Origin of the sequence: Neotabrizicola shimadae (assembly GCF_019623905.1) — a bacterium.
Taxonomy (GTDB): domain Bacteria; phylum Pseudomonadota; class Alphaproteobacteria; order Rhodobacterales; family Rhodobacteraceae; genus Neotabrizicola; species Neotabrizicola shimadae.
Map to the genome: position 1 here is coordinate 29,038 of NZ_CP069370.1, position 25,633 is coordinate 54,670.

The following is a 25,633-nucleotide window of genomic DNA, read 5'->3' on the forward strand; positions in this document are numbered from 1 at the left end:
TGGTGGTGGTCTCAGTCGGGTTCCGGTTCGGGAAAGGCCAGCGGATCAGGCTGCCAGATCGCGAACATGTTGCCGGCAGGATCGGCGAGGACCGCGACCCAGGCGGTGCGAGGAACGGCCGTCTTCGGCCGCACCACTCGCGCGCCCATTTCCTCGGCCAGCGCAATCGAAGTGTCGATGGAGTCGACGTTCACGAATTGCAGCCAGCCCTTCGGATCCTCGCGCGGCCGGTATGTCAGGCCGCCACCCACCTTGTCCTTGTCGTCCGGGTCAAGGTGGATTCGCCAGTAGTTCAGCCCTTCCAGCTTTTCCATCTGCCAGCCGAACAGCGACCGGTAAAAGCCCGCCAGCGTCCCAGGGTTGTCGCCGTAGATTTCAAAATGCGTGATCTGGCCCGCCACCTCAGGTCTCCCGTTTTCGAAGGTCTTGTGGTGGCCCGCCATGGGCGAGCCACCGTTCCGCTATCCGTTCGGACTGTCAGGCCTTCTTGGCCAGGATCGCTTCCTGCACTCTCCGCACCGGCTCCGGCGCGATCATGCAGGCGGCGATCGGGTGCGAGTCGCCCCCAAGAACCGCCGGCTTCAACTTCCCGTCGGTCGGCCAGGTCAGGAAGCCCGGGTTGAACTTGGTCGGGTTGGGCGGCATGTCGGCGGCGCGCAGCGTCTCTTCCACGCTGTCGTACCAGACGCCCACCTTCATCATCTCGCGCGCTTCCTTGGCCGTCGCCACCTTGCGGCCGAACTCGTTGGCCAGCCGCACGACGCCCTTGATCTGGTCGACCGTGGTCTTGCGCTCGCCATGCGCGCCCCAGAGGTTGTCCTCATTCCCCACCCGGATATGCTGGCCAAGCACCAGCGACATCGCCGAGATCGAGATCAGTCCCCGCATGCTGGACCAGAAGGTGTTGACCGACCCCTGCGGCATGCGCTGCAGGAAGTTCATCAGGTCGAAGGGGTTGCGCCCCAGCGTGCCGCCGCCATAGGCGCAGATCGCCACGTTCAGCGGGCCCATGTAGACGCCCGCGCGAAGCAGCCGCTCGATGATCTCCCACTGGTGGATGTGGCCGGGCACGAAGTAGGGCTGGATGCCGTTCTTGCGCAGGCGCCGCAGGTGCTCGACGTAGAAGGCGGGGGTCGAATCCACCACCATGCCCGACCATGCAGCCATGACCTTGGGGTCCTCCATGTGGGTGCCCTTGACGTCATCGAGCGAGAACATCGAGGCGATGTCCCAAAGGGTGGACCCGGTGGTGACGGTCACGAATTCCGGCTTCGGATCCAGTTCGGTCAGCATGTGGCGGGTGTCGTAGTCGAGCCAGGCCGCCTTGGCGTCATCGGTATGCGGCGCGAAGGAGATCGAGCCGCCGACCTGGATGATCATGTCCGGCACGGCTTCCTTCACCCGCTTCAGGAGGTAGCAGTACTCGTCGAAGTTGGTGGAGCCCATGCCGGTGGCCGGGTTGCGCACGTGGAAGTGCAGCACCCTTGCGCCGGCCTCGTAGCAGTCGACTGCCGCCTGCACCTGTTCGTCCCAGGTCAGCGGGATGTCCGGCGCGTCGCTGGGCAGCCAGGCCGGCCCATAGGGCGCGGCGGTGATGATCAGCGGCGCCATGTTCTCGGGCAGGATGGAATCGTCGGTATAATACATGATCGTCTCCTTTGGGTCGGGTTGCACCCCGGGCCGGGATGCGGTTTCCGGCGCGGCGATTGAGCTGCCGCCGGCCCGGTAGCTACCGGGCGGGCCAGTCTGTCTTTGGGGCCGCCGCTGCCTGCGCAGCGTCTTGATCCGGGCATCGCCCCCTTGGTCGGGGCAAAGTTGCCGGGCGGCCCCTTTCGTCAGGGATCGCGCAGCCGCGGCGCGGGCCGCAGGGGCACGATCTTCGCCTGGGCCAACGCCTCCTGCATTTCGTTCCGCAGGCGCTCGATCCAGCCCTGGCATTCCGACAGGCGTTCGGCCTGCGCGGCGTCGTGGCGTTCGACAAGATGCGTCAGGGCGCCATCCACGTCGCGCAGTTCCTGGCACATGTCGCTGAACGCCGGGTCGCGGGCGGCAAGCGCCAGAACGGCCCCGTGACAATCGGGAAAATACCGGGCCACCGGATCGTCAGTCGCCTTTCCCATCGCCATCACCGTCCTCCGACTGCCGCCGCCGAAAATGACGTTAGGGCCGACATGGCGGTGAGGGACGTAATTAACGCAGTGGCCAAGGGTAAATTGCAGGACGAACGGGGATGTGCAGGGAGGCTGGCCGCGCTACAGAACACCCGGACACGCCGCGCCACCAACGCGGGCCAAGTACATGCATTCCTGCTATGATATTGACAGGTTCCCGGCAGGCCTGAGGATTCGTTATCAGTGCGCAGAGCTATCGACGCCATGACCGTGGAATCGCCCGCGCAACGAGCCGGCGCCCCTTCTGACACTGAAGTTCGCCGTCAACTCGAGCGAATCCTTGCCAGCGACGGCTTTCAGGTGTCGCCGAGGCAGCGCAGGTTTCTTGATTTCGTCGTCACCGAAACGTTGGCTGGCCGGGCCGAACGGATCAAGGCCTATGGGATCGCGGTCGAGGTCTTCGGTCGGGACGAAAGCTTCGACGCCCAGAACGATCCGATCGTCCGGGTCGAAGCCGGCCATCTTCGCCGCGCGATGGAACGCTATTACCTCGGAGCCGGCCGCGACGACCCGGTCATGATCACGATCCCGAAGGGCGGCTATGTGCCCCGGTTCGACTGGACGGAGGACCCGGCCCCGGATCAGCTTCAGGCGGCGCCTCCGGACCTGCCCGTTGCGCCCCGGCGCTGGCGCACACCCGTGACGGGGCTGGTGGCACTGGCTGCCCTCGTCCTGCTGGCCACTGCGATTGCGGTCTTTCGTCCTTTCGCTGCCGGGGACATCCCGCTGCGCCCGGATGTGCCGCGGCTGCTCGTCCAGCCGTTCGAGGATCTCTCGCAGCCCGACACACCCTCAGCGCTTGCGCTTGGCCTGACCCAGGAGGTGATCGGCCAACTGGCCAAGTTCCGTGACATCGTCGTGCTGACCCGGGACCAAGCTGGCCTGCCTGTACCTTCGGGGGCGGACGCGCCGCGCTACATTCTCGCGGGGTCGGTAGATTCCGACGACTCGACGCTGCGGGTGCAGGCGCGCGTCGTGTCGCGCCCCGATGGAGCGGTGCTGTGGGCCGACAGCTATTCCGGCGACCTTACGGTGGCACGCGTATTGCAGATCGAACGCGAGATTGCCGCCCAGGTCGCAACCGCCCTGGGCCAGCCCTATGGCGTGATCTTCCAGGCCGACACGGCGCGTCAGGTCGCTCGCCCGCCCGAGGACTGGGCGGCCTATGCCTGCACGCTGTCCTACTACGAGTATCGGGTCTCACTTGAACAGGCGAACCACCAGCGGATCCGGGACTGCCTGGAACGGACGGTGGCGGAGTTTCCCGGCTATGCGACAGCCTGGGCGCTGCTTGCCCAGGTCTACATCGACGAGTTGCGCTTCCGGTTTCCGCCGGCCTCGGGTGCCACCGGTTCGCCTTACGAGCGCGCTCTGGCCGCAGCCGAGCGGGCGGTTGCGCTGGAGCCGACCAACATCCGTGGGCTGCAGGCGAAGATGTTCGCTCTGTTCTTCGCGGGCGATATGACGGCCGCCGCCGATGTCGGGCGCAAGGCGCTGGCGATCAACCCGAACGACACCGAACTTCTGGGCGAGGCTGGCTATCGTATCGCTCTGACCGGGAACTGGGACGAGGGCTGCGCGCTGGTGGAAGCGGCGCGCGCCCGCAGCCAGGGCCCATTCGGCTATTACGAAACTGCCCTCGCTCTTTGCGACTACATCCGGGGCGATCTTGAAGGGGCCGCAACCTGGATCCGAACGGCGAAGATGCACGAGAACCCGCAGTATCACCTGATCGCGGCGATCATCTTCGCCGAGAAGGGTGACCCGGCCTCCGCCGCCGAGGTGGACTGGATGCGCCAAAACGCACCGCATCTGGTGACCGACACCCGCCGCGAGGTCGCGCTCCGCGTGGGCCGCGCGGAGGACGTCGACCGGTTCATGGCCTCGTTGGCGAAGGCCGGATTACCGGAACGCGCGGATTGAGTGAGTTGGCCCCGAAGGCATTTGCGCGCTCGCCCTGACACAGGAACGAGGAATCCGAGATGTGGACCTGTCGAGGCTGAGGAACTTGTTTGCCGCAGAATGACGGAAGTCGGGGGAGAAGGCACTTAGCAGGCCCTCTAGACGTCAGCGGGCCGGAACGATCCGCGCTGACCGGGCTTCCGGCCTTTGCGTTTCATCGGCGGAAGCGGCCGACACATGCGCACAGGCGCCGCTTTCATCGTCCTGCGGCCAGGACGCGGGGCAATCCGGATCGCCTGCAAGTGGCACCGCTCAGGCGGTGGAATGCCACATCACTGCTCTGCTTGCCGTCGCTCCTGCCGTTTCGGCGCGGTTGGCGCTTCTGGTTTTCCTCGTTCAGAGACTGGCGGCGAACGCCAGGATCAGCCCACCGACAAGACCAACGTTGATCGTGAATTCTGAACGCATCCACGTCCTGTCCGGTGTCTTGGTCCTCCAGAAGTCCAGAAATGAAAGGCTTGCAGCAACGGTGAAGGCCGCCAGTCCAAGCGCCGCCCAAGGGCGTAGCGGGCCAAGCACGAGGCAGAGCCCCGCCACGATCTGGAACGTCGAAACCGAGGCGAGCAGCGGCCCAGGAAGGGGCCAGCCTCGACCGGCAACCATTCCCCTGACTGCCTGGAAACTTCGGAAATGGTCGATCCCGGCAAAGACGAAGATGCCGCCCAAAAGGAAGTAGCCCAAGGCAGCGGCATAAGGGGTGATGTCGAACGTCAAGGGGCCGTTCCTTCCGTAGTTGCAAAGTGCCGCCGTAATTAGGGCACGACAGGAACCCTTCGATCGGATTGTGCCCATCGATCGAGACCTGGAGCGCCTAGGCCCCCATTATCCACTGCCGTGCCTCGATCCACTCAATGCCTTCTCCGCGCGACCATTGCTGCGGGCGATGACCTTGAGGGCTATGCCGGCGCCGCAGGCCGGCGGTTCAGGGCAAGCACCGGCGGTCAGTCTTGGCACCCCCTGATCCGTCATAGTGACGTTCCGCAAACGCCGTTGGTGGCCGTTCCGGGAGTCAGGATGTGGCATTGCCAATCCGGTATCTCTCAAGCGGCGCGCCGCGCACCCCGCCCTTGACGATTGCGTCAACCCAGGCTTCTGCGAGGCGGATGGCCTCTTCGATCTCCAGCGCCTCCTGGTTCAGGCTCAAGACGATCCAGGTTCCGTCCAGCATCGCCATCAGGCCGACCGCAGCCAGGCGCGTGTCGAGCAGTGGGTTGCCGTTCTCGGCCGCGAGACGCCGGAAAATGTCTTCCAACACCCGCAGATAGTCCTTGTAGGTCTGGCTGTGGATCTCCTGCAGCACGTTCCCGGGCCGCGTCATCGTCCAGAATACGGCCCAGCAGCGCAGCACGCCAGGGTCGATGACGACCATCGTCATCGATCGGATGAACGCCTTCATCTGCGCCGCCGCGGTGTCGTCCGCGGCGGCGACGGCTGTCTTGATGACCTCCAGATGCGACAGCGTGAGGTGCTCGTAGGCCTGGGCGACCAGGTCTTCCTTGTTCGCGTAGTGATGGTTGATCAGACCGACCGACACTCCCGCCTCGGCGCTGATCCTGCGGATCGACAGGCCGTCGTGACCGTCTTCCGACAAACATTTCAGCGTGGCGGCTATCAAGGCATCCTTGCGGTCCAACGTGGCTTTCCGCTCGGCCTTCTTTGTACGCTCGGGCGACATCGTCGCCGCAACTTGCGTCATCCGGGTCTCCTCCTGAGTCGCGCGAGTTTGGCATATGCCATGATCGCGCAGCGCCCCGTGCAACCGCCATCCGACTTGCAGGGTGTGGACAGCTAGATTGCTAGAAAATGGACAGATGTTCAATGTCCGAAATCATACTGTGGCCTATGATGCGGCGATCCGCCGCCTGACGGACGATGGCGACCACACGATTTCGCCGGGCCGGAAGCCTGCGGTTTGGGAGATATTACTTTTTGTATTAGTATCTTACGAGTTTATTGCCTGCTGATTTCTTGCTTCTGTGGGCAGGCCGGAAGACGGAAGATAAGCCGCGCCTCGGGGGGCGACGACCCGTCGGTCTATCGGCTTCCCGGCTCGGACACTCAGGCGAATCCGCAAAAATATTGAACGAGTGTCCAATCTTTCTTGACAGCCCCACCGTGCTGGTAGTATCGCAGTGCCAGAAGAAAGCGGCGAAGTGGGCATTGGGCCCGGGCTGCAAGACGAAGGCCAGTTGCGACATGGGCACGGGCGGGAGCTGCGATCCGCGCCCCTCCGTCGCCGCGCTGCCGACAGAGAAGGATTGGTCATTCAATACCGGGCGCGCGCGTCGCGCCCGAACCAGCTTGTGCAGCCGGAACCTAGAACGGGTTCCGACCGACAGCGGGCAGCACGACAGGACGGCGCTGCCAGCAGTGCAACCGGGCCCGACCCTGCCGGGCCCGCTGGCTGGGCCATGTCCTGAAACCGATGATTCAGCGGCCGGAATCGCCGCATCGAGGACAGGAGACGAAGATGACGAATGGACGCACACAAGGCCGGCCCCGTCCAGCGAGGCTGCTGACGACGACCGCACTTGGCACCATCCTGGTGCTATGCGCCGCGGTAATCGATCCGGCACGTGCCGATTCCGGGTTGTCCTGCGTGATGCAGGATGGGTCCTGCGTGATCGACACGGACGGGATCGACGGGATCGACGGTCCCGACGGGACGAGCGACGCGAAGAACGGGTCCTGGGGCCAGGAAGGTTCGGCCGGCGGCGTCAACACCAGCAATTTCGACAATGTGACCGGGCTCTTGTCCTCGGGGACTGCGACCTCTCCGGTCAACATCACCGCGATTGGCGGCAAGGGCGGCGACGGGGGCAACGGCTATCCCAGCACCACGGAACAGAACTTCGGCGGCAATGGCGCGAATGGCATGGATGGCGGGACGATCAATGCCACGATCGGCCCGAACACCAGCGGTCTGGCGACGGCCGGCACCACCGGACTGGCGATCAGCGGGGTCACAATCCTGTCGCAGGGCGGTGCGGGCGGTGGCGGCGGGGTCGCGTCCTATGAAGAGGGCAGCCAGGGCAACGGCACCTCCGGCACGGGCGGCGATGGCCAGAGCGTTCAGGCAACGGTCGGTGGTCAGTGGCAATCGGCTATTGGCAATGGTGTCTACATCGCATCGCTCGGTGGCAATGGGGGCACAGGTCGGTCGGGCGGGGGGAAACTGGCCGATGGCGCGAATGGTGGTCAAGGTGGCAGCAGCAACCTTGTGACGGCGACCATTACCGGCGAGATCTATGGTGCCGCCGCAGGCGTCAATGTTACCTCGGCTGGCGGGAATGGTGGCAATGGCGGGGACGGCGGAGGCCTTGACGGCGACGGGGCCGGCAAGGGAGGAAACGGGGGACAGGCCGGCGACGTTACGGCCACGCTCGCTTCGGGCGCAAAGATCACGATGGGCGAAGACACCACCGGACAGGGTCTGGTCGTGGGCTCCTATGGTGGCGCCGGGGGGGCCGGGGGCAGCGCATCGGGCGCAGCTGGCGCGGGTGCCGGCGGCAATGCCGGCAATGCTGCGGCCAACGTCTACGGTTCCGTGCTGAGCTACAACTTCAACGACAGCTACGGCGTGCTCGTGCAGTCGATCGGCGGGATCGGCGGCAACGGTGGTCGCTCGGGCGCCTGGTTCAATCCGCAGGGTGGCAATGGCAACCTTGGCGGCACCGCTGGCACGGCCACGATCACCGGCACGAACGCCAACATCCAGACCGGCGTCCAGGTGGATTTCGGCGACGCGAACGCCCAGAACGAGACCGCGGTGATCGCGCAGTCCATCGGCGGTGGCGGCGGCGTCGGCGGCAGCGTTCAGGACGGCTGGTTTGCCGTTGGCGGTTCAGGCGGCGACGGGTCGTCGGGGAACACGGCGAGCGCCAAGCTGACGGATTCGACCGTCATCACCAACACATTCCTGTCGTCGGGCATCGTCGCCCAGTCGATTGGCGGTGGCGGCGGCAAGGGCGGCGATGCGACCAAATCCGACGGAGCGATCGTCAATATGGTGGTCGGCGGCAACGGCGGCGCGGGCGGGGGCGCGGGCGATGCCTTTGCGGGCAACCTCGGCAACGGCACGGTCACAACCTTTGGCGATCATTCCGTGGGGATCGTCATGCAGTCCATTGGCGGCGGCGGCGGCTCGGGCGGGGCCGGCTACGGCGAGTCCGCCAGCGCTTTCTACGGCGCCGCGATCAGCGTCGGCGGCAACGGCGGTTCGGGCGGCGACGGCGGCACGGCCAACGCGGCGCAAGGTGACAACAACTCGGGCGCCATCTTGACCTCGGGGGCCGAAAGCTACGGCATCCTCGCTCAGTCGGTCGGCGGCGGCGGCGGATCTGGTGGCGCCTCGACCGCCAAGAGCAAGGTCTTTGCGAAGGGAGACTTTCCGGCCTTCTCGCTCTCTCTCTCGACCGGCGGCACCGGGGGGGACGGCGGCAAGGCTAGTGACGTGTACCTGCACAGCACGGGCTTCATCGCCACAACAGGCAATGGCGCTGCCGGCATGATCGGCCAGGCCATCGGTGGCGGGGGCGGCACCGGCGGAGATGCCAACGGCGCGTCAAGTGCGTCCGGCGGCAGCTTCGATTTTGCCGCAACAGTCAGCCACGGCGGCAACGGCGGCGGCGCCGGCGACGGAGCCGTTGCCACCGGCATCAACGACGGCCTGATCATCACGCGTGGCGAATCCGCCGACGGGATGCTGATCCAGTCGATCGGCGGCGGCGGTGGTGCGGGCGGCGCGGGCGACGCGCTGGCCACTACGGGGGAGCAGAAGAGCCTCTCTACGACGCTGTCCCTGGGTGGCAAGAGCGCGGGTGGCGGCGAGGGTTACGACGTCTTTGCGACCAATAATGGTGCGATCCTCACTCTCGGCGACGGCGCCCATGGCATCGTAGCGCAGACCATCGGCGGCGGCGGCGGGCGCGGCGGCGGCGCGGCCGCCTCGAACTCGGGCACCATTGGCCTCAACGTGGCGGTCGGCGCCAAGGGGGGCAATGGTGGCGACACCTATTACAACGGCTCCAGCTCGGGTGTGACGAACACCGGCACGATCCTGACCTACGGCGCCGATGCGGGCGGCATCCTTGCCCAGTCGATCGGCGGCGGCGGCGGCGCAGGTGGGAAGGCCGGCACCAGCCTCGGGTCTTCTACATCGAACGACGACGGCTCTAACGGCAGCGATGAGTCCGTGACAGACGAGCTCGAGAAGATCGCCTTGACCGGCTACAACGACTATCAGGACCTGACCAGCACCTACAACAACATCGAGACACTGACCCTGACCGCCGGATCCCTGCTCGGCAAGGAAATCTCGGACGGCGATGTCGTCCAGAACCTCGACAACACCGCAAGCTCTGGCGGCAGCATTGATTACAGCAACGTGTCGACGAGCAATACCCTCATCCTCGCATTAGGCGGCACGGGCGGTGCGGGCGGCGCCGGCGGTGACATGTCGGTGACGAACACCGGCACGGTGGCCACCATGGGCAACATGTCGGACGCCGTCGTCGTACAGTCGATCGGCGGCGGTGGCGGCAAGGGCGGGGCAGCTTCCACATCGTCATCAGAGAGCTGGTCGAGCCCGGGTTTCAGCTCTGGCGTAGGCGTAGGGGGCGGAACCCAGGGTTCCAGCAGCAACCCCAATGCGACCAGCGGCGCACAGGCGGTGATCCACAACTACGGCAATGTCTACACCACGGGGGCGATTGCCGGGGGCCTGATTGCACAGTCGATCGGCATGGGCGGCGGGGTTGGCGGGTCCACCTCAGTCACCAACGCTGACAGCGAAGGAAACCTGGTGCTCGCCTTCCCGGTGTCCGTCGGCGGCACCTCCGAGGCGGCGAATGGAATCTCCGAGCAGGCGACGGTCACCAGCTCGGGCGCGATCCAGACCCTTGGACACGACAGTTATGGCATCATTGCGCAGTCGATCTCGGGCGGTGGCGGCATCGTCAAGACGCTCGCCGCCAATCTCGACTTTGCCGGCGGTTCGACCAATACCGCTTCGTGGAAGAACTTCACGGGCGACATCAGCCTCGGCTCCGACCATGGCGTCATCTCGGGCTATTCGGGCGCGGCCACGGTGACCACGACGCAGGGTGGCACGATCATTACCAGCGGCGACAACGCCGTCGGCATTCTGGCGCAATCGATCGCCGGCGGCGGTGGGCTTGCCCTTGGCGGCGTCCCGACGGGGTCGAGCGCGCTAGAGTTCCTTGGCAGCGGCGGCAAGACCGGCGGCGTGAACCCGGGGCTCGACCCAGAGAAGCAAAACAGCGGCGTGGTCGTCGAGGTCGGCGACGACATCACCACCTCGGGCCAGGGCGCCGTCGGCGTCTTCGCTCAGTCGGTAGGCGGTGGTGGCGGGGTCTTGGGCAACCTCGGCTGGAGCCAGAGCTTCAAGCTGATGGACCCAAACCACAGCAGCTTTGTCGGCAACGGCGGCGACGTGCAGGTGACCGTCGATGCCGGCGCGACGATCACCACGACAGGCTGGGCTTCGGCCGGCATAATCGCCCAGTCGGTGGGCGGCGGTGGCGGCTGGATCGGAACCCAAAGTGCCGCATTCATCGGCTCGGCCGGCGGCACCGGCCTCGGCTATCCGGTTAACGTGACGGTCAACGGGGCTGTCGATGCGCAGGGGCCGTTCTCGCCCGGCATCCTGGCCCAGTCGACCGGGGGCGCTGACAACGGCGGGATTGGAAGCGGCGACAGAATCTCAGTCACGGTGGGCGGCCCCGCGAACAGCGCGGCCTCGGTCTGGGGCGGCGAAGGCGGCGGCGATGTGGCCGCAGCCGTCTATTTCGCCAATGGCGGCACGGCCAACTCCCCGAACCAGCTCATCAACTACGGTACCATCGCTACGCATGACAACCAGACGGGCACGGCGGTCTTTGGTGACGGGCTTTACTTCGAAGGAACCAACTGGGGTTCGATCACCGGCAACCTTCACCTTGCCCACGGGGACATCACGAACGAGGGCAGCGGCAGCCTGCATCCCTATTCGGAAATCGATCTGGGCGGGGGGGAACTGGTTAACAAGGGCGTACTCGACCTCACGGCCGGCCCGTCCGAGACGACGCTGTCCGGTAGCTATGCCGGGATTGCGAGCAGTTCGATCCAACTCGGCGCCGACTTCCTGCAGGGAACCTCGGACCATCTGACGGTGACGGGCGACGCGACAGTGAACAGTCGACTGAGGTTCAGCAGTACCACTCTTGTGCCTTCGCCGGTCATGGTGATGACCGTCGAAGGGACGCTGACGCTGGCCGAAGATCTGGGGGCGGAGCGTGTCGGGCCGGTGTTCAGCTTTTCCCCGACGATCGCCGGCAAGTCACTTGTGGTGACGCCACGTGCCGACTTCACGACCAGTGGACTAAACCAGGATCAAGCGAGCCTTGCCGGGCATCTGCAGCGCGTCTGGGACGGTGAGAATCCCGGCGCACTTGCCCACGGGTTTGCTGCCCTCTCGGATCTGGCTGACGACCCGAGCTATGTCGCCGCTCTGGAAAGCCTCATCGACCGTCAGGTCGGGGCTATCGCGACGGCTCGTGTCGACTCGAGCCGCGCCTTCGTGGCCAACATGAACAGCTGCCCCGTCTTCGTCGGAGATGGCCTGCTGATGCAGGAAACCAACTGCGGATGGATCCGTGGAATAGGCGGCCGACTTGATGCGACCGGAAATGCCGGTTCAGGCGGCTTCAACGCCGATGCCACGACCGCGCAATTGGGCGGGCAGTACGAAGCATGGGACAACGTCTTCGTGGCTGCGTCTCTTGCCTACGAATCCAGCACGCTGACCACTGATGATGGACTGTCTTCGGCAGATGGAAGCGTCTGGATGGGTGGACTGGGTTTGAAGTACCAGTCAGGTCCCCTTCTGGCGTCGGCCATGCTGGATGCGGGGTCTGGCAGCTTTGACTCGTCGCGCAGGATCATTGTCGGTGACGACGTGTTCACCGCGAACAGTGCACCGGACGTGGCCAACGCGGGCCTTCATGGGCGAATTTCCTACCAGTTGCCCTACCAGGGCTTCTATCTGCGGCCATCGCTTGACCTCGATGCCTCGCACGTCGATCTTGGCGGCTACACCGAGACGGGTGGCGGGGAATTCAATCTTGCGGTCGAAGGTACTGACGGATGGGTCTTTGCGGCCACGCCAGCCCTCGAGGTCGGCACCCGCATCGACGCAGGCAACGGCACGGTCCTGCGCCCCTATCTTGGGATTGGGGCGACGCTGACGAATGGCAACGACTGGGCTGTCGAGTCCCGGTTCGCCGGCGCCGATGCCTCTGCGGGCAGCTTTACCTCGACGATCGATAATCCGGACACGCTTGGTCTCATTCGTGCAGGTGTCGAAGTCATGTCGTCGAAGAATTTTTCGGCAACGCTGTTGTATAATGGCGCCTTCGCTGACGGCTACTCGGCCAATGCAGGAGCCGTCAAGCTAACGTGGCGCTTCTGACGCGTCCAGCAAGAGAGCGCACGAATGGCCGGGCAATCGGAAGAATGCGCGGCCACTCCAGATCGGCCTATTCAAGTGAACCGGAGACAATGATGACTGGACGCGCAGCAGGTATCTTCCCGGGGGAACGGCATCTCAACGGCACCCAGACAACGGGGCGCGAGTTCAAGAACCTGAGCCAGCCGGAATTTGACATCCGGCAGACAGACAACGTCGGAATTCCGGTTCGGGACGGTGTGGTTCTGATGGCCGACCTGTTCCAGCCGGATACCGAAGGCAGATTCCCTGCGCTCCTGTCCTTTTCGCCCTATCCTCGCCAGATCCAGAATGTCGGTGCGCCACTCGGTTTCATCGAGGCGGGGGCCACAGACTTCTTTGTGCCACGGGGCTATGCCCAAGTGATCGCCAATGCGCGCGGCACATGCGGCTCGGGCGGGGCGTGGACATTTCTTGATCAGCAGGAAAGGGACGATCTCTACGATCTGATCGAGTGGATCGCCGCACAGCCCTGGTGCGATGGAAACGTCGGTATGCTCGGCGTCAGCTACTTTGGAATGGCGCAACTGGCCGCCGCCGTGACGAGGCCGCCGCACCTCAAGGCCATCGCCCCGCTTCTGACCACGGATGACCTCTACGAGGCTGTCTGGCACAACGGCCTGCTCAACTCCGGCTTCATCTCGGCCTGGCTGCCTGCCGTCGGAGTGCTGTCGCAGCGCCCGGACGACTTCTGGCGCAGTTGGCGGATCGACGCAGCGCGGGACCTCCTGCACATCCCCGCGGTTCACGCGAGACTGCAGCACCTGAACGGCGAAAGGATCGTGACCGTCCTGAAGGACGTGATCCACGCACCGTATCCCGAGCAGCCCTTTGGCGAACTCTGGCGCGCGATGGCTGTCGAACATCCGATGCGCGATGCCTTCTGGGATGCCCGCAACACGAGGCCCCTGTTGGGCACGCTCGACATCCCGGTCTATCTGGGTGCGGATTGGGACAATGTACCGCTGCACCTGCCCTCGACCTTCACCGCCTGGGAGGCGTTGAAGGGCAACCCGAATGTTCGGATGGCGATGCTCCAGCCCGGCGGGTTCTCCTGGCCATGGGAGGCGCTGCATTATGAGGTGCTCGCCTGGTACGATCACTGGCTGAAGGGACAGGACACCGGCGTGATGGATGGTCCGCCGATCCGCTATCAGATGCCCGGAACGGAGGGCTGGCGCGAAGCTGCGGACTGGCCGCCAGAAGAGGCCTCCCTCACCGCGTTCACCTTGCGCTCGGATGGCGTTATGGGGACCGAAGAGGATGGCCCAGGCCAGCGCAGCTATCTGTATGTCCCGGCCGGCTCGGGCGAGCCAAACAACGCCAATCCGCACGTACTGCCGGATCGGCTGATCTGGGAAACGGCCCCTTTCGAAGCGCCCGTGGAGTTCGCCGGAAACATCGCACTGACGCTGGAGGCCCGCATCACCGGGCTCGACACCGGCTGGATAGCCGTCCTCTACGATGTCCCGCCTGACGGCGAGCCAGAGGCTATCACAGCTGGTTGGCTGCGGGCGAGCCTTTCGGCCGTTGACCCGGCGAGGTCGCGGCCAGGTGCGCCGGTTTTGGATTGCAGTCAACCCAACCCCGTCGGTCCCGGGAAGCTGACCGTCTATCGCATCCCGATGGTCCCGAACGCCCGCCATCTGGTGCCGGGCCACGCCCTCCGGCTGATCATTGCGTCGACTGACGAGACAGACAAATCCCCTACAGTCTTGGGCTTCACCCATTCCGTTGTTCGGGAAGCGAGTCACAACACTATCCTGAATAGATCAAAACTATGGCTGCCGTGGTTGCCAAGAGCGATTCCGTTTCAATCAAATCCACCTGCTTGAAACAGAAACACGACATTCTCAATGGTCTGACGGTCTTGGTGTTCGTTCTATCTGAATCAGACCGAACTAAAGCTGGTCTGGGCTCAGGCCCCATTGCTCTCGCGCTTGGGGCATGTTTCAGGCTCGGTGACGAGACTTACCCTTGAGAAAGCTCTTCTGGCTGACGGGCGCCGGAATGGCTTGGCTGGAGAAGTTCTTTCCCACAGCCATGACAAGCAGCGAGGCGACGACCGTCGCGTGCCGGGTGGCAGAGTCTTAATCAATTACAACAGCTTGCGCTGGCGCAGCGCCGCCGGTCTATGGTCCTGCATCCCCGGCCTGAAGTCCCGTGCCACGCCCATCAGGCATGACAAGGTCCACCAAGAATGTCGCAACAGGATCGAGGCCATGTTCGGGCGGCTGAAGGAATGGCGACGGGTCACTATCCGCCAAGACCGATGCCCGAAGATCTTCGCGTCTGCCACAGCAGTCGCGGCCACCATCGTGATCTTGACATGAAACAAGCACAAGCGCTGACCCTGGCATGAAGGGTCAAGAGCCTTCGAGAAACCTGTACCCGATGCCGGGCTCGGTCATGATGAAGCGTGGGTTTGAGGCATCGTCGCCAAGCTTCTGCCTCAACTGACGAACATAGACCCGCAGGTACTGGCTGTCGTCGACATGGGCCGGTCCCCAGATGGCCTTCAGGATCATCTCCTGGGTGACAAGGCGTCCACGGTGGTTGGCAAGCATCCAAAGGAGGTCGAACTCGCGCCTCGTCAGATGGAGCGGGCGGCTGTCAAGTGTCGCAGAATGGTCGGTGGCGTCGATCCGGAGCGGGCCGGCCGCAATGACCGGCAGGGCGGAGTCTGTTGCCCGATCGCGCAACAGACCCCTGACGCGGGCCAGAAACTCCTTCACGCCGAAGGGTTTGACCACATAGTCCTGCGCGCCGGCGTCCAAAGCCTCAACCTTGCCGGCCTCGTCCGCGCGGACCGAAAGGATCAGGACGGGAACCTGACTCCAGCCGCGCAGGTCGCGCAGGACGGAAAGGCCGTCCGCATCGGGCAGGCCAAGGTCCAGCACGACAAGGCCCGGGGCCTCGCGGGCGGCGGCCGCACGGCCGGCGTGCGCGGTGGCTGCTTCGATCACGCCGTAACCCTCGGATTCCAGTGCCACGCGAAGAAGGCGGCGGATCGGGGCCTCGTCGTCGATGACCAGGACACGGGCGGCGGTCATGTGGAAACCTCGGGGTTGTACAGCGGCAGTTCAATGACCATGCGCGTGCCGGTGCCGTCGGGTGCGGCCGCCTCGGCCCGGATCGCGCCGCCCATCGCCTCGACCAGGCCCTTGCAGATCGCCAGTCCCAGGCCGGTGCCCGCGCGCTGGCGGTCACCGATGGCCACGCGGTAGAACATGTCGAAGACCCGCGCCCGGTCGGCCTGCGGGATGCCAGGGCCCTGGTCAGCAATCGAGATCTCGACCCGCACACCCTTCTGTGTCGCGCCGACAATGATCGCCGAGCCTTCGGGGGAGTACTTGGCTGCGTTGTCGAGGATGTTGACGACGACCTGCTCCAGAAGCACCCCGTCGGCCAGGATCAGCGGCAGGTTCGGGGCGAGGTCCACCTGCAGATCATGCCCGCGCAACACGCCCTTCATTCGCGCACGCGCTCCGCCAACGATCTCGGCCACATCCTGGGGTGCAAGGCGAGGTGTCAGCGCGCCATGGCCAAGGCGCGTCATGTCAAGCAGGTTCTGGACATAGCGGTCCAACCGTTCGCCTTCCTCGCGGATGTTTTCCGCAAGGGTGTGGCGGGCCGTTGACGGCAGGTCGTTATCAGCCAGGTGCCCTGCCGCGCCGATGATGGTGACAAGTGGCGTGCGCAGGTCGTGACTGACACTGTTCAGAAGCGCCGTGCGCAGGCGTTCAGTTTCCGTGGCAAGCTGGGTGGCAGCAAGATCTTCGGTAAGCCGCAGACGTTCCAGCGCGAGCGCGATCTGGTCGATCAGCGCGTCAAGAAGTCGCCGGTCAGTGCGCGCAAGTTGGCGGTCGTCCTCGTAGGCGATGCCAAGAACCCCCAGCCGTCGGTCGCCGGCAATGAGCGGCAGAAAGAACCAGCGTGCCGTTGGCAGGGTGTCCGATCCGCGTCCCGCAGGCTCTCCCTTCTCCCAGGTGAATTGCGCGGCGGACTGGTCTCGCACCTCCAGCCGGTCCTCGGGTGGAAATCCACCGACGACCTGCAACTCTGTCCCGCGAGGCATCAACAACACCGACTCGCAGCGCAGGGTCGTTGCCACGTGGCTGACCGAAGCCCAAATCACATCGTCCGCCGTCGCGGCAGCCGCGACACGCCGGCTGAAGTCGTATAGCTTGTTCGTCCGATCGGCGATGGCCGTCTGGGCCTCGATCCGGGCACGAAGGCGGGCTGCCAGATTGCCTGTCACCAGCGAAGCGGCAAGGAAGAGGCCAAGCGTCAGAAGCTCGCTCCGGTCGGTGACGGTGAAGGTCAGCCGGGGATCGACGAAGAAGAAGTCGTAGGAGAGGAACCCCAGGACCGAGGCCAACGCGGACGACGCCATCCCGCGCCGGCTGGCAACAACGACCACGGCGGTCATGAACAGAAGGGCAAGCGAGGCGACCGGGAACAGACGATCCACTGCCCAGGCACAACCCGAAGCGACGGCGACCGCCAACACAGCCTCGGCCCAGGCGCGCGGCTCGGCCTCCAACTGCGGCAACCGGAAATGGCTGGCCTGCGGTTTCGCGTCGGGTTCCGAGGCGACCGTAACCTCGAACGGCCCGGACCGCCGCAGGATGTCGGTTGCGACATCTTCTGACGTCCAGCGAACCCAGAATGGGCGGGGTCGGGGACGACCGATCACGATGCGCCGCACGTTTCGGTCGCGGGCATAGGTCAGGATGGCCTCGGCCACGTCGTGCTCGGCCTCGAGCGTGGCGAGTACCGCGCCCAGCCGTTCGGCCAACCGCAGACTGCCCGCCAGCCGGTCCTTGTCAGCCTCGGGCAGAGCCTCCATCCGCGCCTGTGCAACGTTCAGCGCGATCCATTCCGCCCGGGCCCGGTCGGCGCTGCGCTTGGCGACCCGGATGGCCTCGCGCGCCGCAGGGCTTTCGTTGATGCAGACGAGAATGCGTTCCTGTGTGGGCCAGGGGCCGGCGATGGCATTGGCCGCCATGTGCTCGCGCAGTTGTGCATCCACCCGATCTGCGGCCGTGCGCATCGCAAGTTCGCGCAGCGCTGTCAGGTTGCCCTTGACGAAGAAGGAACCAAGCGCGCGCGACGCCTGGTCTGCCGGATAGACCTTGCCCTGCTTCAGCCGATCCAACAGTTCGTCCGGCGGCAGGTCGATCAGTTCGATCTCGTCGGCCATCTCCAGCGCACCGTCCGGAACCGTCTCGCGCACGCGGACGCCGGTGATCCGGGTCACGGTCTCGTTCAAGGTCTCGATGTGCTGGATGTTCAGCGTCGTATAAACGTCGATCCCGGCGGCCAGCACCTCCTCGACATCCTGCCAGCGCTTCTCGTGGCGGCTTCCATCGGCATTGGTATGCGCCAGTTCGTCGATGAGGGCGAGGTCAGGCTTGCGAGCCAGAAGACCGTCAAGGTCCATCTCGGTCAGCACGCGGCCCTGATAGATCACGGGCTTGCGCGGCAGTTGCGTCAGGCCAGCGAGCTTGGCCTGCGTCTCGGCCCGGCCATGCGTTTCGATAAGCGCGGCGACCACGACGCGGCCCTTGGCCGCCTCGCGGTGGGCGTCGTCAAGCATGGCCCAGGTCTTGCCCACGCCGGGGGCCGCACCAAGAAAGACCTTCAATCGCCCCCGCCCCTCACGCTCCGCATGGGCGAGGAGAGCTTCGGGAGAAGGACGAATCTCGGCATCAGTGGTCATCAGTTGCCAGCGGGGGGCAGCGGGAAGGACTCGTCAAGCGCGATGTTGGTCAACAGGACGTTAACGCGCGTCTCGCCATAGAGGCCAAGGGTCCGGCCCTCGACCGCCGCTTCGATCAAGGCGCGCACCGCCGCCGGGTCGGCCCCACGCGCGGCGGCGATCCGGTCGGCCTGGGCCAGTGCCGTTTCTGGGCTGATGTCGGGGTCGAGGCCCGATCCGGATGCCGTAATCGCGTCGATCGGTGCGGGTGCGCCGTTCAGCACTTCCCACGCGGCACGACGTTCCGCGACGTCCGCGATCAGGGCGGCAGAGGTGGGCCCAAGGTTCGACGCGCCGGTCCCGGCCGCATTCCAGTTGCTGGCAGAGGGGCGGGGGTGAAGGTAGCCCTCGCCCACGAAGGGCTGCGCGATGAGCAAGGAACCGACGACCTCGCCCCCCCGCTCCACTAGGCTGCCATTCGCGGCGGCGGGGAACAGGCCATGCGCGATGCCGGTCATGGCAAAAGGATAGGCGAGACCCGTCAAGACAGTGAAGAACGCGGTCAGGGCGATGGCGGGGCGAAGCTGGGACAGCATCCGAAGGTTCCTCAGGCAAGGTGAAGCGCAACAAGGGCCAGGTCGATGGCCTTGATGCCGATGAAGGGCACGATCAGGCCGCCAAGGCCGTAGACAGTCAGGTTCCGGCGCAGCAGCGCGGCGGCGGTGGCGGGGCGATACTGCACGCCCCGCAGGGCCAGCGGCACCAGCGCCACCAGGATCAGCGCGTTGAAGATCACGGCTGACAGGATCGCCGAAGTCGGCGATGCGAGGTCCATGATATTCAGCACGCCAAGCCCGGGATAGGCCGCAACAAAGATCGCGGGCAGGATGGCGAAATACTTGGCCACGTCATTGGCGATGCTGAACGTGGTAAGCGCCCCGCGGCTGATGAGAAGCTGCTTGCCGACCAGCACGACCTCGATCAGCTTCGTCGGGTCGCTGTCGAGGTCGATCAGGTTCGCGGCTTCCTTCGCCGCAGGCGTCCCCGCGTTCATCGCCACGCCCACGTCCGCCTGCGCGAGGGCCGGTGCGTCATTGGACCCGTCGCCACACATCGCGACCAGCCGCCCGCCCACCTGTTCGCGGCGAATGAGGTCCAGCTTCATCTCGGGCGTGGCTTCAGCCAGGAAATCATCCACCCCGGCCTCGGCGGCAATGGCAGCAGCGGTCAGGGGGTTGTCCCCGGTGATCATCACCGTCCGGATGCCCATGGCGCGCAGTTCCGCAAAGCGTTCGCGGACGCCGGGCTTCACAATGTCCTTCAGATGGACCGCGCCCAGGATCTCGTTCCCCTCGGCCACCAGAAGCGGCGTGCCGCCCGACCGCGCAATGGCGTCTACCTGAGAGGCCAGCGGCTGCGGCGGGGTCTTGCCGGTCAGTCGAATGATGGCGTCCGTCGCCCCTTTGCGGAATGACTTGCCTTCGGCGTCCAGGCCAGAAAGGCGCGTCTGCGCCGTGAAGGCCACGGGTTCGGCCCCTTTCGGCATCTCAGGCACAGCTCCCAGCACCTCGCGTGCCTTGTCGACGATGGATTTCCCCTCGGGCGTCTCATCGGCAAGCGAGGCCAGCGCCGCCGCCCCGGCCAGACGCTCCAGCGAGATCCCCGGTGCAGGGATCAGCGCATCGGCCATCCGGTTGCCGAAGGTGATCGTCCCGGTCTTGTCCAGAAGAAGCGTGTCGACATCCCCCGCCGCCTCGACCGCGCGGCCCGATTTGGCAATGACATTGGCCTTCACCAATCGGTCCATCCCGGCAATCCCGATGGCGGAAAGGAGCCCGCCAATGGTTGTGGGGATCAGCGTCACGAACAGGGCTCCGAGGACGACGACCGGGATCGCTGCGCCCGAATAGCTCGCAAAGGCCGGCAGAGTGACCACGACAAAGAGAAAGATCAACGTCAGGCCGACCAGAAGGATGTTCAGGGCGATCTCGTTCGGGGTCTTCTGCCGTTCGGCGCCCTCCACAAGCGCGATCATCCGGTCAAGGAAGCTCTTCCCCGGCTCCGCCGTTACCCGGATCACCAGCCAGTCAGAGACGACGGTGGTGCCGCCAGTCACGCCCGACCGGTCGCCCCCCGCCTCGCGGATCACTGGCGCGCTTTCGCCGGTGATCGCGCTTTCGTTGACGGATGCCACACCGCGCACCGCCTCTCCATCGGTCGGGATGATCTCACCGGCCGAGACATAGACATATTGGCCGGGGCGCAATGCGGTCGACAGAACCTCTGCCGCCCGTTCCGGGCTTTCGTCAGAGGTGGACAGCAGCCGCACCTTGGCTTCCGACTTGGTGGCCCGCAGCGTGTCGGCCCTGGCCTTGCCGCGCCCCTCGGCCAAGGCCTCGGCGAAGTTGGCGAAAAGGACGCAGAGCCACAGCCAGGCCGAGATGTGCAGGCTGGTGCCCGCGCCATCCGCCCCGGCCAGCAAGTCGCGCAGGCCAAGAACCGTCGTCATCGCCGCGACCACGGCGGTCACAAAGATCACCGGGTTCTTCCATAGAACCCGTGGGTTCAGCTTGTTGAAGCTTTCGCGGATGGCTGCGGGGTAAAGGCCGCTCATGTCGGCCGTCTTTGCATGTTTGGACATGGGTTCGCCTCAGAAGCTCTCCCCGGCCAACCGCGCGGTCTCTTCCGCGATGGGGCCAAGGGCAAGAACAGGGAAGAAGGTCAGCGCGCCAAGGATGACCACGGTCAGGACGAGCAGCGTCACAAACAGCGGCCCGTGCGTCGGGAAGGTGCCCGAGGTAACGGGGGCCTGGGGCTTCCGCACCATCGAACCGGCGATGGCCAAGAGCGGCACGATGATCGCGTAGCGGCCAAGCAGCATGATGATCCCGAGCGCGGTCGTCTGCCAAGGGTTCGCGGCACCCCAGCCCCCGAAGGCGCTGCCGTTGTTGCCGGTGGCGGACGAGTAGGCGTAAAGGATCTCGGACAGCCCGTGCGGACCTGCGTCCTGCACCGAGGTCAGCGCCGCCGGAACGGTGCTGGCGATGGCCCCGCCAACCAGGATGCCCAGCGGCATCGACAGGAAGGCCAGGACCGCCAGCGTCACTTCACGTCCTTCGATCTTGCGGCCCAGGTATTCGGGCGTGCGGCCCACCATCAGCCCAGCCAGGAACACGGCCAGGACGACATAGAGGAGCATCCCGTAAAGACCCGCACCGACCCCGCCGAAAATCACCTCGCCGATCTGCATGAAGACCATCATCACAAGGCCGGACAGCGGCATGAACGAGTCATGCATCGCGTTGACAGACCCGTTCGAGGCCGCCGTGGTCGAAGCCGCCCAGAGCGAGGACAGCATCGCGCCGAAACGCTGCTCCTTGCCCTCCATATTCGCGCCGAGGCCCAGTGCCGGGTTCCCGGCAACCTCATAAAGATGGATCACCGCGAGCCCAGCCACGAACATCACCGCCATCGCAGCAAAGATCGCCCAGCCCTGCCGCCGGTCGCCGACCATGCGACCGAAGAGGAAGCAGAAGGCGACCGGGATCAGCAGGATCGACAGGCTCTGTGCCAGGTTCGAGCCGATGGTCGGGTTCTCGAACGGATGGGCCGAATTCACGCCAAAGAAGCCGCCGCCGTTGGTGCCAAGCTGCTTGATCGCAATCTGCGCGGCGGCAGGTCCGCGGGCGATCACTTGCTCGCTTCCCTCGACGCCGGTAACGGTGACCGCGCCCTGAAGGGTCTGCGGCACACCCTGCCAGCTCAGGAAGACCGCCAGCAGGATCGCCAGCGGCAAAAGGATCCATAACGTCGACCGGGTCATATCGACCCAGAAGTTGCCGAGGGCAGAGCCTTTCGGCGCAGCGAAACCCCGGATCACCGCGACGGCCACCGCCATGCCCGTTGCGGCACTGACAAAGTTCTGCACGGTCAGCCCGGCCATCTGGCTCAGATAGCTCAGCTGCGCTTCGCCGGAATAGGCCTGCCAGTTGGTGTTGGTCACGAAACTGACGGCGGTGTTGAAGGCCAGGTCGGGCGACACCGAGGCGATGCCGTCAGGGTTCAGGGGAAGCGCCCCCTGAAGCCGCAGAATTGTGTAGAGAACGACGAACCCCACCAGGTTGAAGGCCAGCACCGCCAGCGCGTAGGCAGACCAGCTCATGCTACGGTCGGGTGCGGCCCCACACAGGCGCAGCAGTGCGCTTTCGAAACGCAAGAGCGGGCCGGGCAGCGTGCCGTCGTAGACACGCGCCATCCACACAGCAAGCGCCCAGCCGAGGCCGACAAGGACAATGAAGTAGAGCGCGTAGGCAAGCAGAGTCATCGCGCGCCCCTCAAAACCGCTCGGGGCGCAGCAGTGCGAGCCCGAGATAGACGAACAGGCCCGCCGCGACGGCAAGGCCAAGGATCAGGTCGAACATGGCGGCCCTCACATCCGTTCGGCGACACGCACGCCGATGGCAAACACCACGAACCCGACGAAGCCGAGAGCGAGATACACAAGATCAAGCATGGGAATTCTCCGGTAACCCGGACCAGAGCATCCTTGAGGGTCGCGTAAAGATGCCATGCGAGACTTCGGCGCCTCGCGTAAGGAAGACGTAAAGGCGTGAAGACAGCCGATGCCGAGGGGCATGTCCGACCTACCTCCGCAACCCGAACCGCTCGGGAAGCTGCGGCTGGCCGTCAGAGGATGGCCGACTGCGCCAAGATCAGGAGATGTCCGAACTCGGAAACCGCGACGCGGCATCAAAGGCGCGGGTGGCGCTGGACGCGATGAACGAAGGGCGCATGGCGTCTAGATTGGCTGCCCAAGTCCGGGTCCCGCCCAGGTGTTGACCTCAAGGCTGAACTTGCGTCCCGCCATCTCCGCCCTGTCGGTGGCTTGCCTCCAAAGGGCCGGCCGGCAGCCCCGCCACACCTTCGGCCATCGGGGACGCTGCATCGCCGCGGGTCAGAGGCCCAACCGATCGCAGATTTCCAGAGCAGCGGCGGCATAGGCCTTGCTCACGGAAGCGGCAGGGAGGACTGCCGCAACCGGAGCACGCTCCAGCCCCATGCGCTCGACCTCTGCCGAAGATTGGATCGTGGCGGAAAGGAAGAGGGGCGCCTGCGACTGCCGCAGTTCGGTCATGATGTCCTTGTGCAGCCGCTTGCCGGTTTGCACCATGCTGAAGAGGCCAATCAGTCGATCGGTCGGCATGTCATTGTCGCGGAAGAAATCCATCAGCTGCCGAAGGCTGCGCTGCGACAGGGTTGTCGGGATCACCGGGACGACAAGCGCGTCGGACGCGCGGAACACGTTCTCGGACAGCGTCGACAGCCCGGGCGGGCAATCAAGCAGGATCACGTCATAGTCATGGTCCAGCGCCGCAAGTGCCCTCTTCAGGCGGGACTGCGGGGACTTGAGGCGCGAAAGAAGGACATCGAAGTCGCGGAACGCCTGGTTCGACGGCAAGATGTCGAGGCCGTCGTAATCGCTGCCCCGGATCGCTCGAGCAAGGCGCTCGGCGTCACCGAAGAACCGCTTGCCGGAAAGCTTTTGCGAAGGCTTGACGCGGAAATAGAACCCGGCCGCCCCTTGCGGATCCAGATCGCAAAGCAGGACGCGTTGGCCGTGGCTGGCCAGGGCATAGGCGAGGTTCACCGCAGTTGCCGTCTTGCCGACGCCGCCCTTGTTTGAATAGCAGGCGATCACCTTCACTACACACTCTCCCTGCCTGTGTGGAATAGGCTGCGGAACCTGTGTCTGATGTCCCTGCCGGTAAGGCTGGCCAGGCTCTCCAGGCTGCGCGCCCTTTCCTCGACCTGCTGGCGATGCAACATGGCGGTCAGCGCGCCGATGCTCTGCGCGACGTCCAGCTTGCGGTCGTGGTCCCGATGATCCAGTCCGCGCAGGAATTCCTGCAGGCTCGCCTGTTGTACGGCGCAATCATTCACGAGGCCGAGGTTGTCCTGAAGTGCCTTCAGGGGACGCAGGAGTGCGCGGAATTCGTCCCTCGGAAAGAGCGGTCCAAAGAACTCCATGAGGTAACGCAATTTCTTGCATTCGATCCTCAGGTCATGGATTTCCTCATCTCCGTTCTGCGGTCCGATAGCGGCCGCACGGGCGGCGATGCGCCGGTAGCGTTTCCAGATCAACGCAGATGCATAGTCATGGGCCGGCGCGTCAGCTCGCGGCCCGGGAAGCAGGCCGTTTCGGCCCTGGAACAGGTCGGACAAAGCCGTGACTTCTGCGTCATAGGCTGCCGAGCGCAAGTGTCGAACCAACCGCGCCCGCTCGGTTGTCCGCGCGCGTTCGAGAAGCGCGAACTTCGCGTCCAGGCCCCGGTGCAGACTGCTAGGAAGACGGCCATAGTACGTTTGCCGCTCCAGAAGATAGACATCCAGATCGCGAAGGCGTCCGGTGGGGGCCATCAGACTGGAAAAGCGGCGCTTCAACTCGGCAGTCTGGCCCTCGGCCAGGGCGCCCTTGAACAGACTCAAGACCGAACGAATCTTGCGCAGGGCCACGCGGTAGTCGTGCAGGAACTCGCTGTCATGGTCGGCGATGATCCCGTCTTCGCTCCCCCTGACGATTGGCAGTTGTGCCGCGATGATGGCAACGGCTGCGTCAAACGCGGTGTCGCCCGAGCCAAGTGCTGCGGTGGGCCGGAGTTCGCGCCGCGGTCGTCCCGGGAACAGCCGCTCAAGAAGCCGCGACGGTGTAAGCGCCTCGGCACCGGCGGCTAGAATCCGGCTGTGCAGTGCGGCTAGGGCCTTGTCATAGCCTCGCAGCGGCAATGGAGCGACCAGCGCCACTTCGGCTCCTTCTGTCGCCGTCAGGATCCGGATGAACACCCTGCACCTTGCCTTCGCGTCGGAGTCGACAAACGACAGCGTGATGTCGCGGGTCGTTCCCATGCCAACCGGCAGAAGCCTGCGGAGCGGCGACAGGTCTCCCAGGGCCTGCTTCAACTCGCCTTCGGGCAAGTCAGTGACGAAGCTGACTCGATTGGGTCCCGATTGCCTGATGGCAGATCCGCTCGGGCGGTACAGCATCTGCCCCGTGCCGGTTTCCAGAAGCAACCGCCCCGAGTGCATCAGTGGGCGGGTCACCTGATCCAGCACGGCGAATGCGCCCTCCTCGCGGGCAACCTCCCTGGGCGTTAGCGTGCCGAGCGATTCGGCGGCCAACGCCGCGGCGGCAGCGGGCGTCATCAGAAACGTTTCAATGGGTGGTTGGGGCATGTTTCCTTGTTCGGGCAGCGCCTGAGCGGCCCGTCTGTCTTGTGCGTGATGATCGGTGCA

General features: G+C 65.2%; 16 protein-coding genes and 1 pseudogene. 4 read left to right on the plus strand and 13 right to left on the minus strand.

Going from position 1 to position 25,633, the window contains the following annotated elements; translation table 11 throughout:
* Positions 1-11: 11 nt before the first annotated feature.
* The 3 genes from JO391_RS00155 to JO391_RS00165 form a co-directional block, all read right to left on the minus strand.
* Complete coding sequence (locus JO391_RS00155) at positions 12-443, minus strand: VOC family protein (RefSeq protein ID WP_220662210.1); 432 nt, start codon at positions 441-443, stop codon at positions 12-14.
* Between the two features lie 34 nt (positions 444-477).
* Positions 478-1,647: a beta-keto acid cleavage family enzyme gene (locus tag JO391_RS00160; protein ID WP_220662211.1), complete on the minus strand. Its 1,170-nt coding sequence runs from the start codon at positions 1,645-1,647 to the stop codon at positions 478-480.
* Between the two features lie 188 nt (positions 1,648-1,835).
* Positions 1,836-2,126 (minus strand): hypothetical protein, encoded by a 291-nt coding sequence (locus tag JO391_RS00165; RefSeq protein ID WP_220662212.1) that lies wholly within the window; start codon positions 2,124-2,126, stop codon positions 1,836-1,838.
* Between the two features lie 345 nt (positions 2,127-2,471).
* Here JO391_RS00165 and JO391_RS00170 point away from each other — a divergent pair, with 345 nt between their 5' ends.
* Positions 2,472-4,094: a hypothetical protein gene (locus JO391_RS00170; RefSeq protein WP_220662213.1), complete on the plus strand. Its 1,623-nt coding sequence runs from the start codon at positions 2,472-2,474 to the stop codon at positions 4,092-4,094.
* A 375-nt stretch (positions 4,095-4,469) separates the two neighbouring features.
* On the opposite strand, the gene JO391_RS00175 is transcribed toward JO391_RS00170, so the two are convergent.
* Positions 4,470-4,847 (minus strand): DoxX family protein, encoded by a 378-nt coding sequence (locus tag JO391_RS00175; RefSeq protein WP_220662214.1) that lies wholly within the window; start codon positions 4,845-4,847, stop codon positions 4,470-4,472.
* Positions 4,848-5,142: 295 nt separating this feature from the next.
* Complete coding sequence (locus JO391_RS00180; protein WP_220662215.1) at positions 5,143-5,829, minus strand: TetR/AcrR family transcriptional regulator; 687 nt, start codon at positions 5,827-5,829, stop codon at positions 5,143-5,145.
* A gap of 774 nt (positions 5,830-6,603) precedes the next feature.
* Here JO391_RS00180 and JO391_RS00185 point away from each other — a divergent pair.
* The 3 genes and pseudogenes from JO391_RS00185 to JO391_RS21350 form a co-directional block, all read left to right on the plus strand.
* Positions 6,604-12,603: an autotransporter outer membrane beta-barrel domain-containing protein gene (locus tag JO391_RS00185; protein WP_220662216.1), complete on the plus strand. Its 6,000-nt coding sequence runs from the start codon at positions 6,604-6,606 to the stop codon at positions 12,601-12,603.
* Between the two features lie 89 nt (positions 12,604-12,692).
* Positions 12,693-14,474: a CocE/NonD family hydrolase gene (locus JO391_RS00190; RefSeq protein WP_220662217.1), complete on the plus strand. Its 1,782-nt coding sequence runs from the start codon at positions 12,693-12,695 to the stop codon at positions 14,472-14,474.
* Positions 14,475-14,768: 294 nt separating this feature from the next.
* Positions 14,769-14,972, plus strand: a pseudogene (locus JO391_RS21350) (transposase); the annotation flags it as partial.
* A 33-nt stretch (positions 14,973-15,005) separates the two neighbouring features.
* Here the strand turns inward: JO391_RS21350 and JO391_RS00195 are convergent.
* The 8 genes from JO391_RS00195 to JO391_RS00230 form a co-directional block, all read right to left on the minus strand.
* Entirely contained in the window at positions 15,006-15,692 is a 687-nt protein-coding gene (locus JO391_RS00195) for a response regulator (protein WP_220662218.1), read from the minus strand.
* Complete coding sequence (locus JO391_RS00200; RefSeq protein ID WP_220662219.1) at positions 15,689-18,364, minus strand: ATP-binding protein; 2,676 nt, start codon at positions 18,362-18,364, stop codon at positions 15,689-15,691. The genes JO391_RS00195 and JO391_RS00200 overlap by 4 nt, the downstream gene beginning before the upstream one ends.
* Positions 18,364-18,939: a potassium-transporting ATPase subunit KdpC gene (gene kdpC, locus JO391_RS00205; protein ID WP_220662220.1), complete on the minus strand. Its 576-nt coding sequence runs from the start codon at positions 18,937-18,939 to the stop codon at positions 18,364-18,366. Before kdpC ends, JO391_RS00200 begins: the two co-directional genes overlap by 1 nt.
* An 11-nt stretch (positions 18,940-18,950) precedes the next feature.
* Positions 18,951-20,984: a potassium-transporting ATPase subunit KdpB gene (kdpB, locus tag JO391_RS00210; RefSeq protein ID WP_220662221.1), complete on the minus strand. Its 2,034-nt coding sequence runs from the start codon at positions 20,982-20,984 to the stop codon at positions 18,951-18,953.
* A gap of 9 nt (positions 20,985-20,993) precedes the next feature.
* Positions 20,994-22,667, minus strand: a complete 1,674-nt coding sequence (kdpA, locus tag JO391_RS00215; RefSeq protein ID WP_220662222.1) for a potassium-transporting ATPase subunit KdpA — start codon at positions 22,665-22,667, stop codon at positions 20,994-20,996.
* Positions 22,668-22,677: 10 nt separating this feature from the next.
* Positions 22,678-22,776 (minus strand): K(+)-transporting ATPase subunit F, encoded by a 99-nt coding sequence (gene kdpF, locus JO391_RS00220; RefSeq protein ID WP_220662223.1) that lies wholly within the window; start codon positions 22,774-22,776, stop codon positions 22,678-22,680.
* A 521-nt stretch (positions 22,777-23,297) separates the two neighbouring features.
* Entirely contained in the window at positions 23,298-24,047 is a 750-nt protein-coding gene (locus JO391_RS00225) for a ParA family protein (protein ID WP_220662224.1), read from the minus strand.
* Positions 24,047-25,573, minus strand: coding sequence for a CHAD domain-containing protein (locus JO391_RS00230; protein ID WP_220662225.1), 1,527 nt, complete (start codon positions 25,571-25,573; stop codon positions 24,047-24,049). Before JO391_RS00230 ends, JO391_RS00225 begins: the two co-directional genes overlap by 1 nt.
* Positions 25,574-25,633: the final 60 nt, after the last annotated feature.

Bases quoted from the DNA above. Each gene is read 5' to 3' on its own strand.
- JO391_RS00155 (WP_220662210.1), bottom strand. From the start codon at position 443: ATGGCGGGCCACCACAAGACCTTCGAAAACGGGAGACCTGAGGTGGCG.
- JO391_RS00160 (WP_220662211.1), bottom strand. From the start codon at position 1,647: ATGTATTATACCGACGATTCCATCCTGCCCGAGAACATGGCGCCGCTG.
- JO391_RS00165 (WP_220662212.1), bottom strand. From the start codon at position 2,126: ATGGCGATGGGAAAGGCGACTGACGATCCGGTGGCCCGGTATTTTCCC.
- JO391_RS00180 (WP_220662215.1), bottom strand. From the start codon at position 5,829: ATGACGCAAGTTGCGGCGACGATGTCGCCCGAGCGTACAAAGAAGGCC.
- JO391_RS00185 (WP_220662216.1), top strand. From the start codon at position 6,604: ATGACGAATGGACGCACACAAGGCCGGCCCCGTCCAGCGAGGCTGCTG.
- JO391_RS00190 (WP_220662217.1), top strand. From the start codon at position 12,693: ATGATGACTGGACGCGCAGCAGGTATCTTCCCGGGGGAACGGCATCTC.
- JO391_RS00195 (WP_220662218.1), bottom strand. From the start codon at position 15,692: ATGACCGCCGCCCGTGTCCTGGTCATCGACGACGAGGCCCCGATCCGC.
- JO391_RS00200 (WP_220662219.1), bottom strand. From the start codon at position 18,364: ATGACCACTGATGCCGAGATTCGTCCTTCTCCCGAAGCTCTCCTCGCC.
- kdpC (WP_220662220.1), bottom strand. From the start codon at position 18,939: ATGCTGTCCCAGCTTCGCCCCGCCATCGCCCTGACCGCGTTCTTCACT.
- kdpB (WP_220662221.1), bottom strand. From the start codon at position 20,984: ATGTCCAAACATGCAAAGACGGCCGACATGAGCGGCCTTTACCCCGCA.
- kdpA (WP_220662222.1), bottom strand. From the start codon at position 22,667: ATGACTCTGCTTGCCTACGCGCTCTACTTCATTGTCCTTGTCGGCCTC.
- JO391_RS00230 (WP_220662225.1), bottom strand. From the start codon at position 25,573: ATGCCCCAACCACCCATTGAAACGTTTCTGATGACGCCCGCTGCCGCC.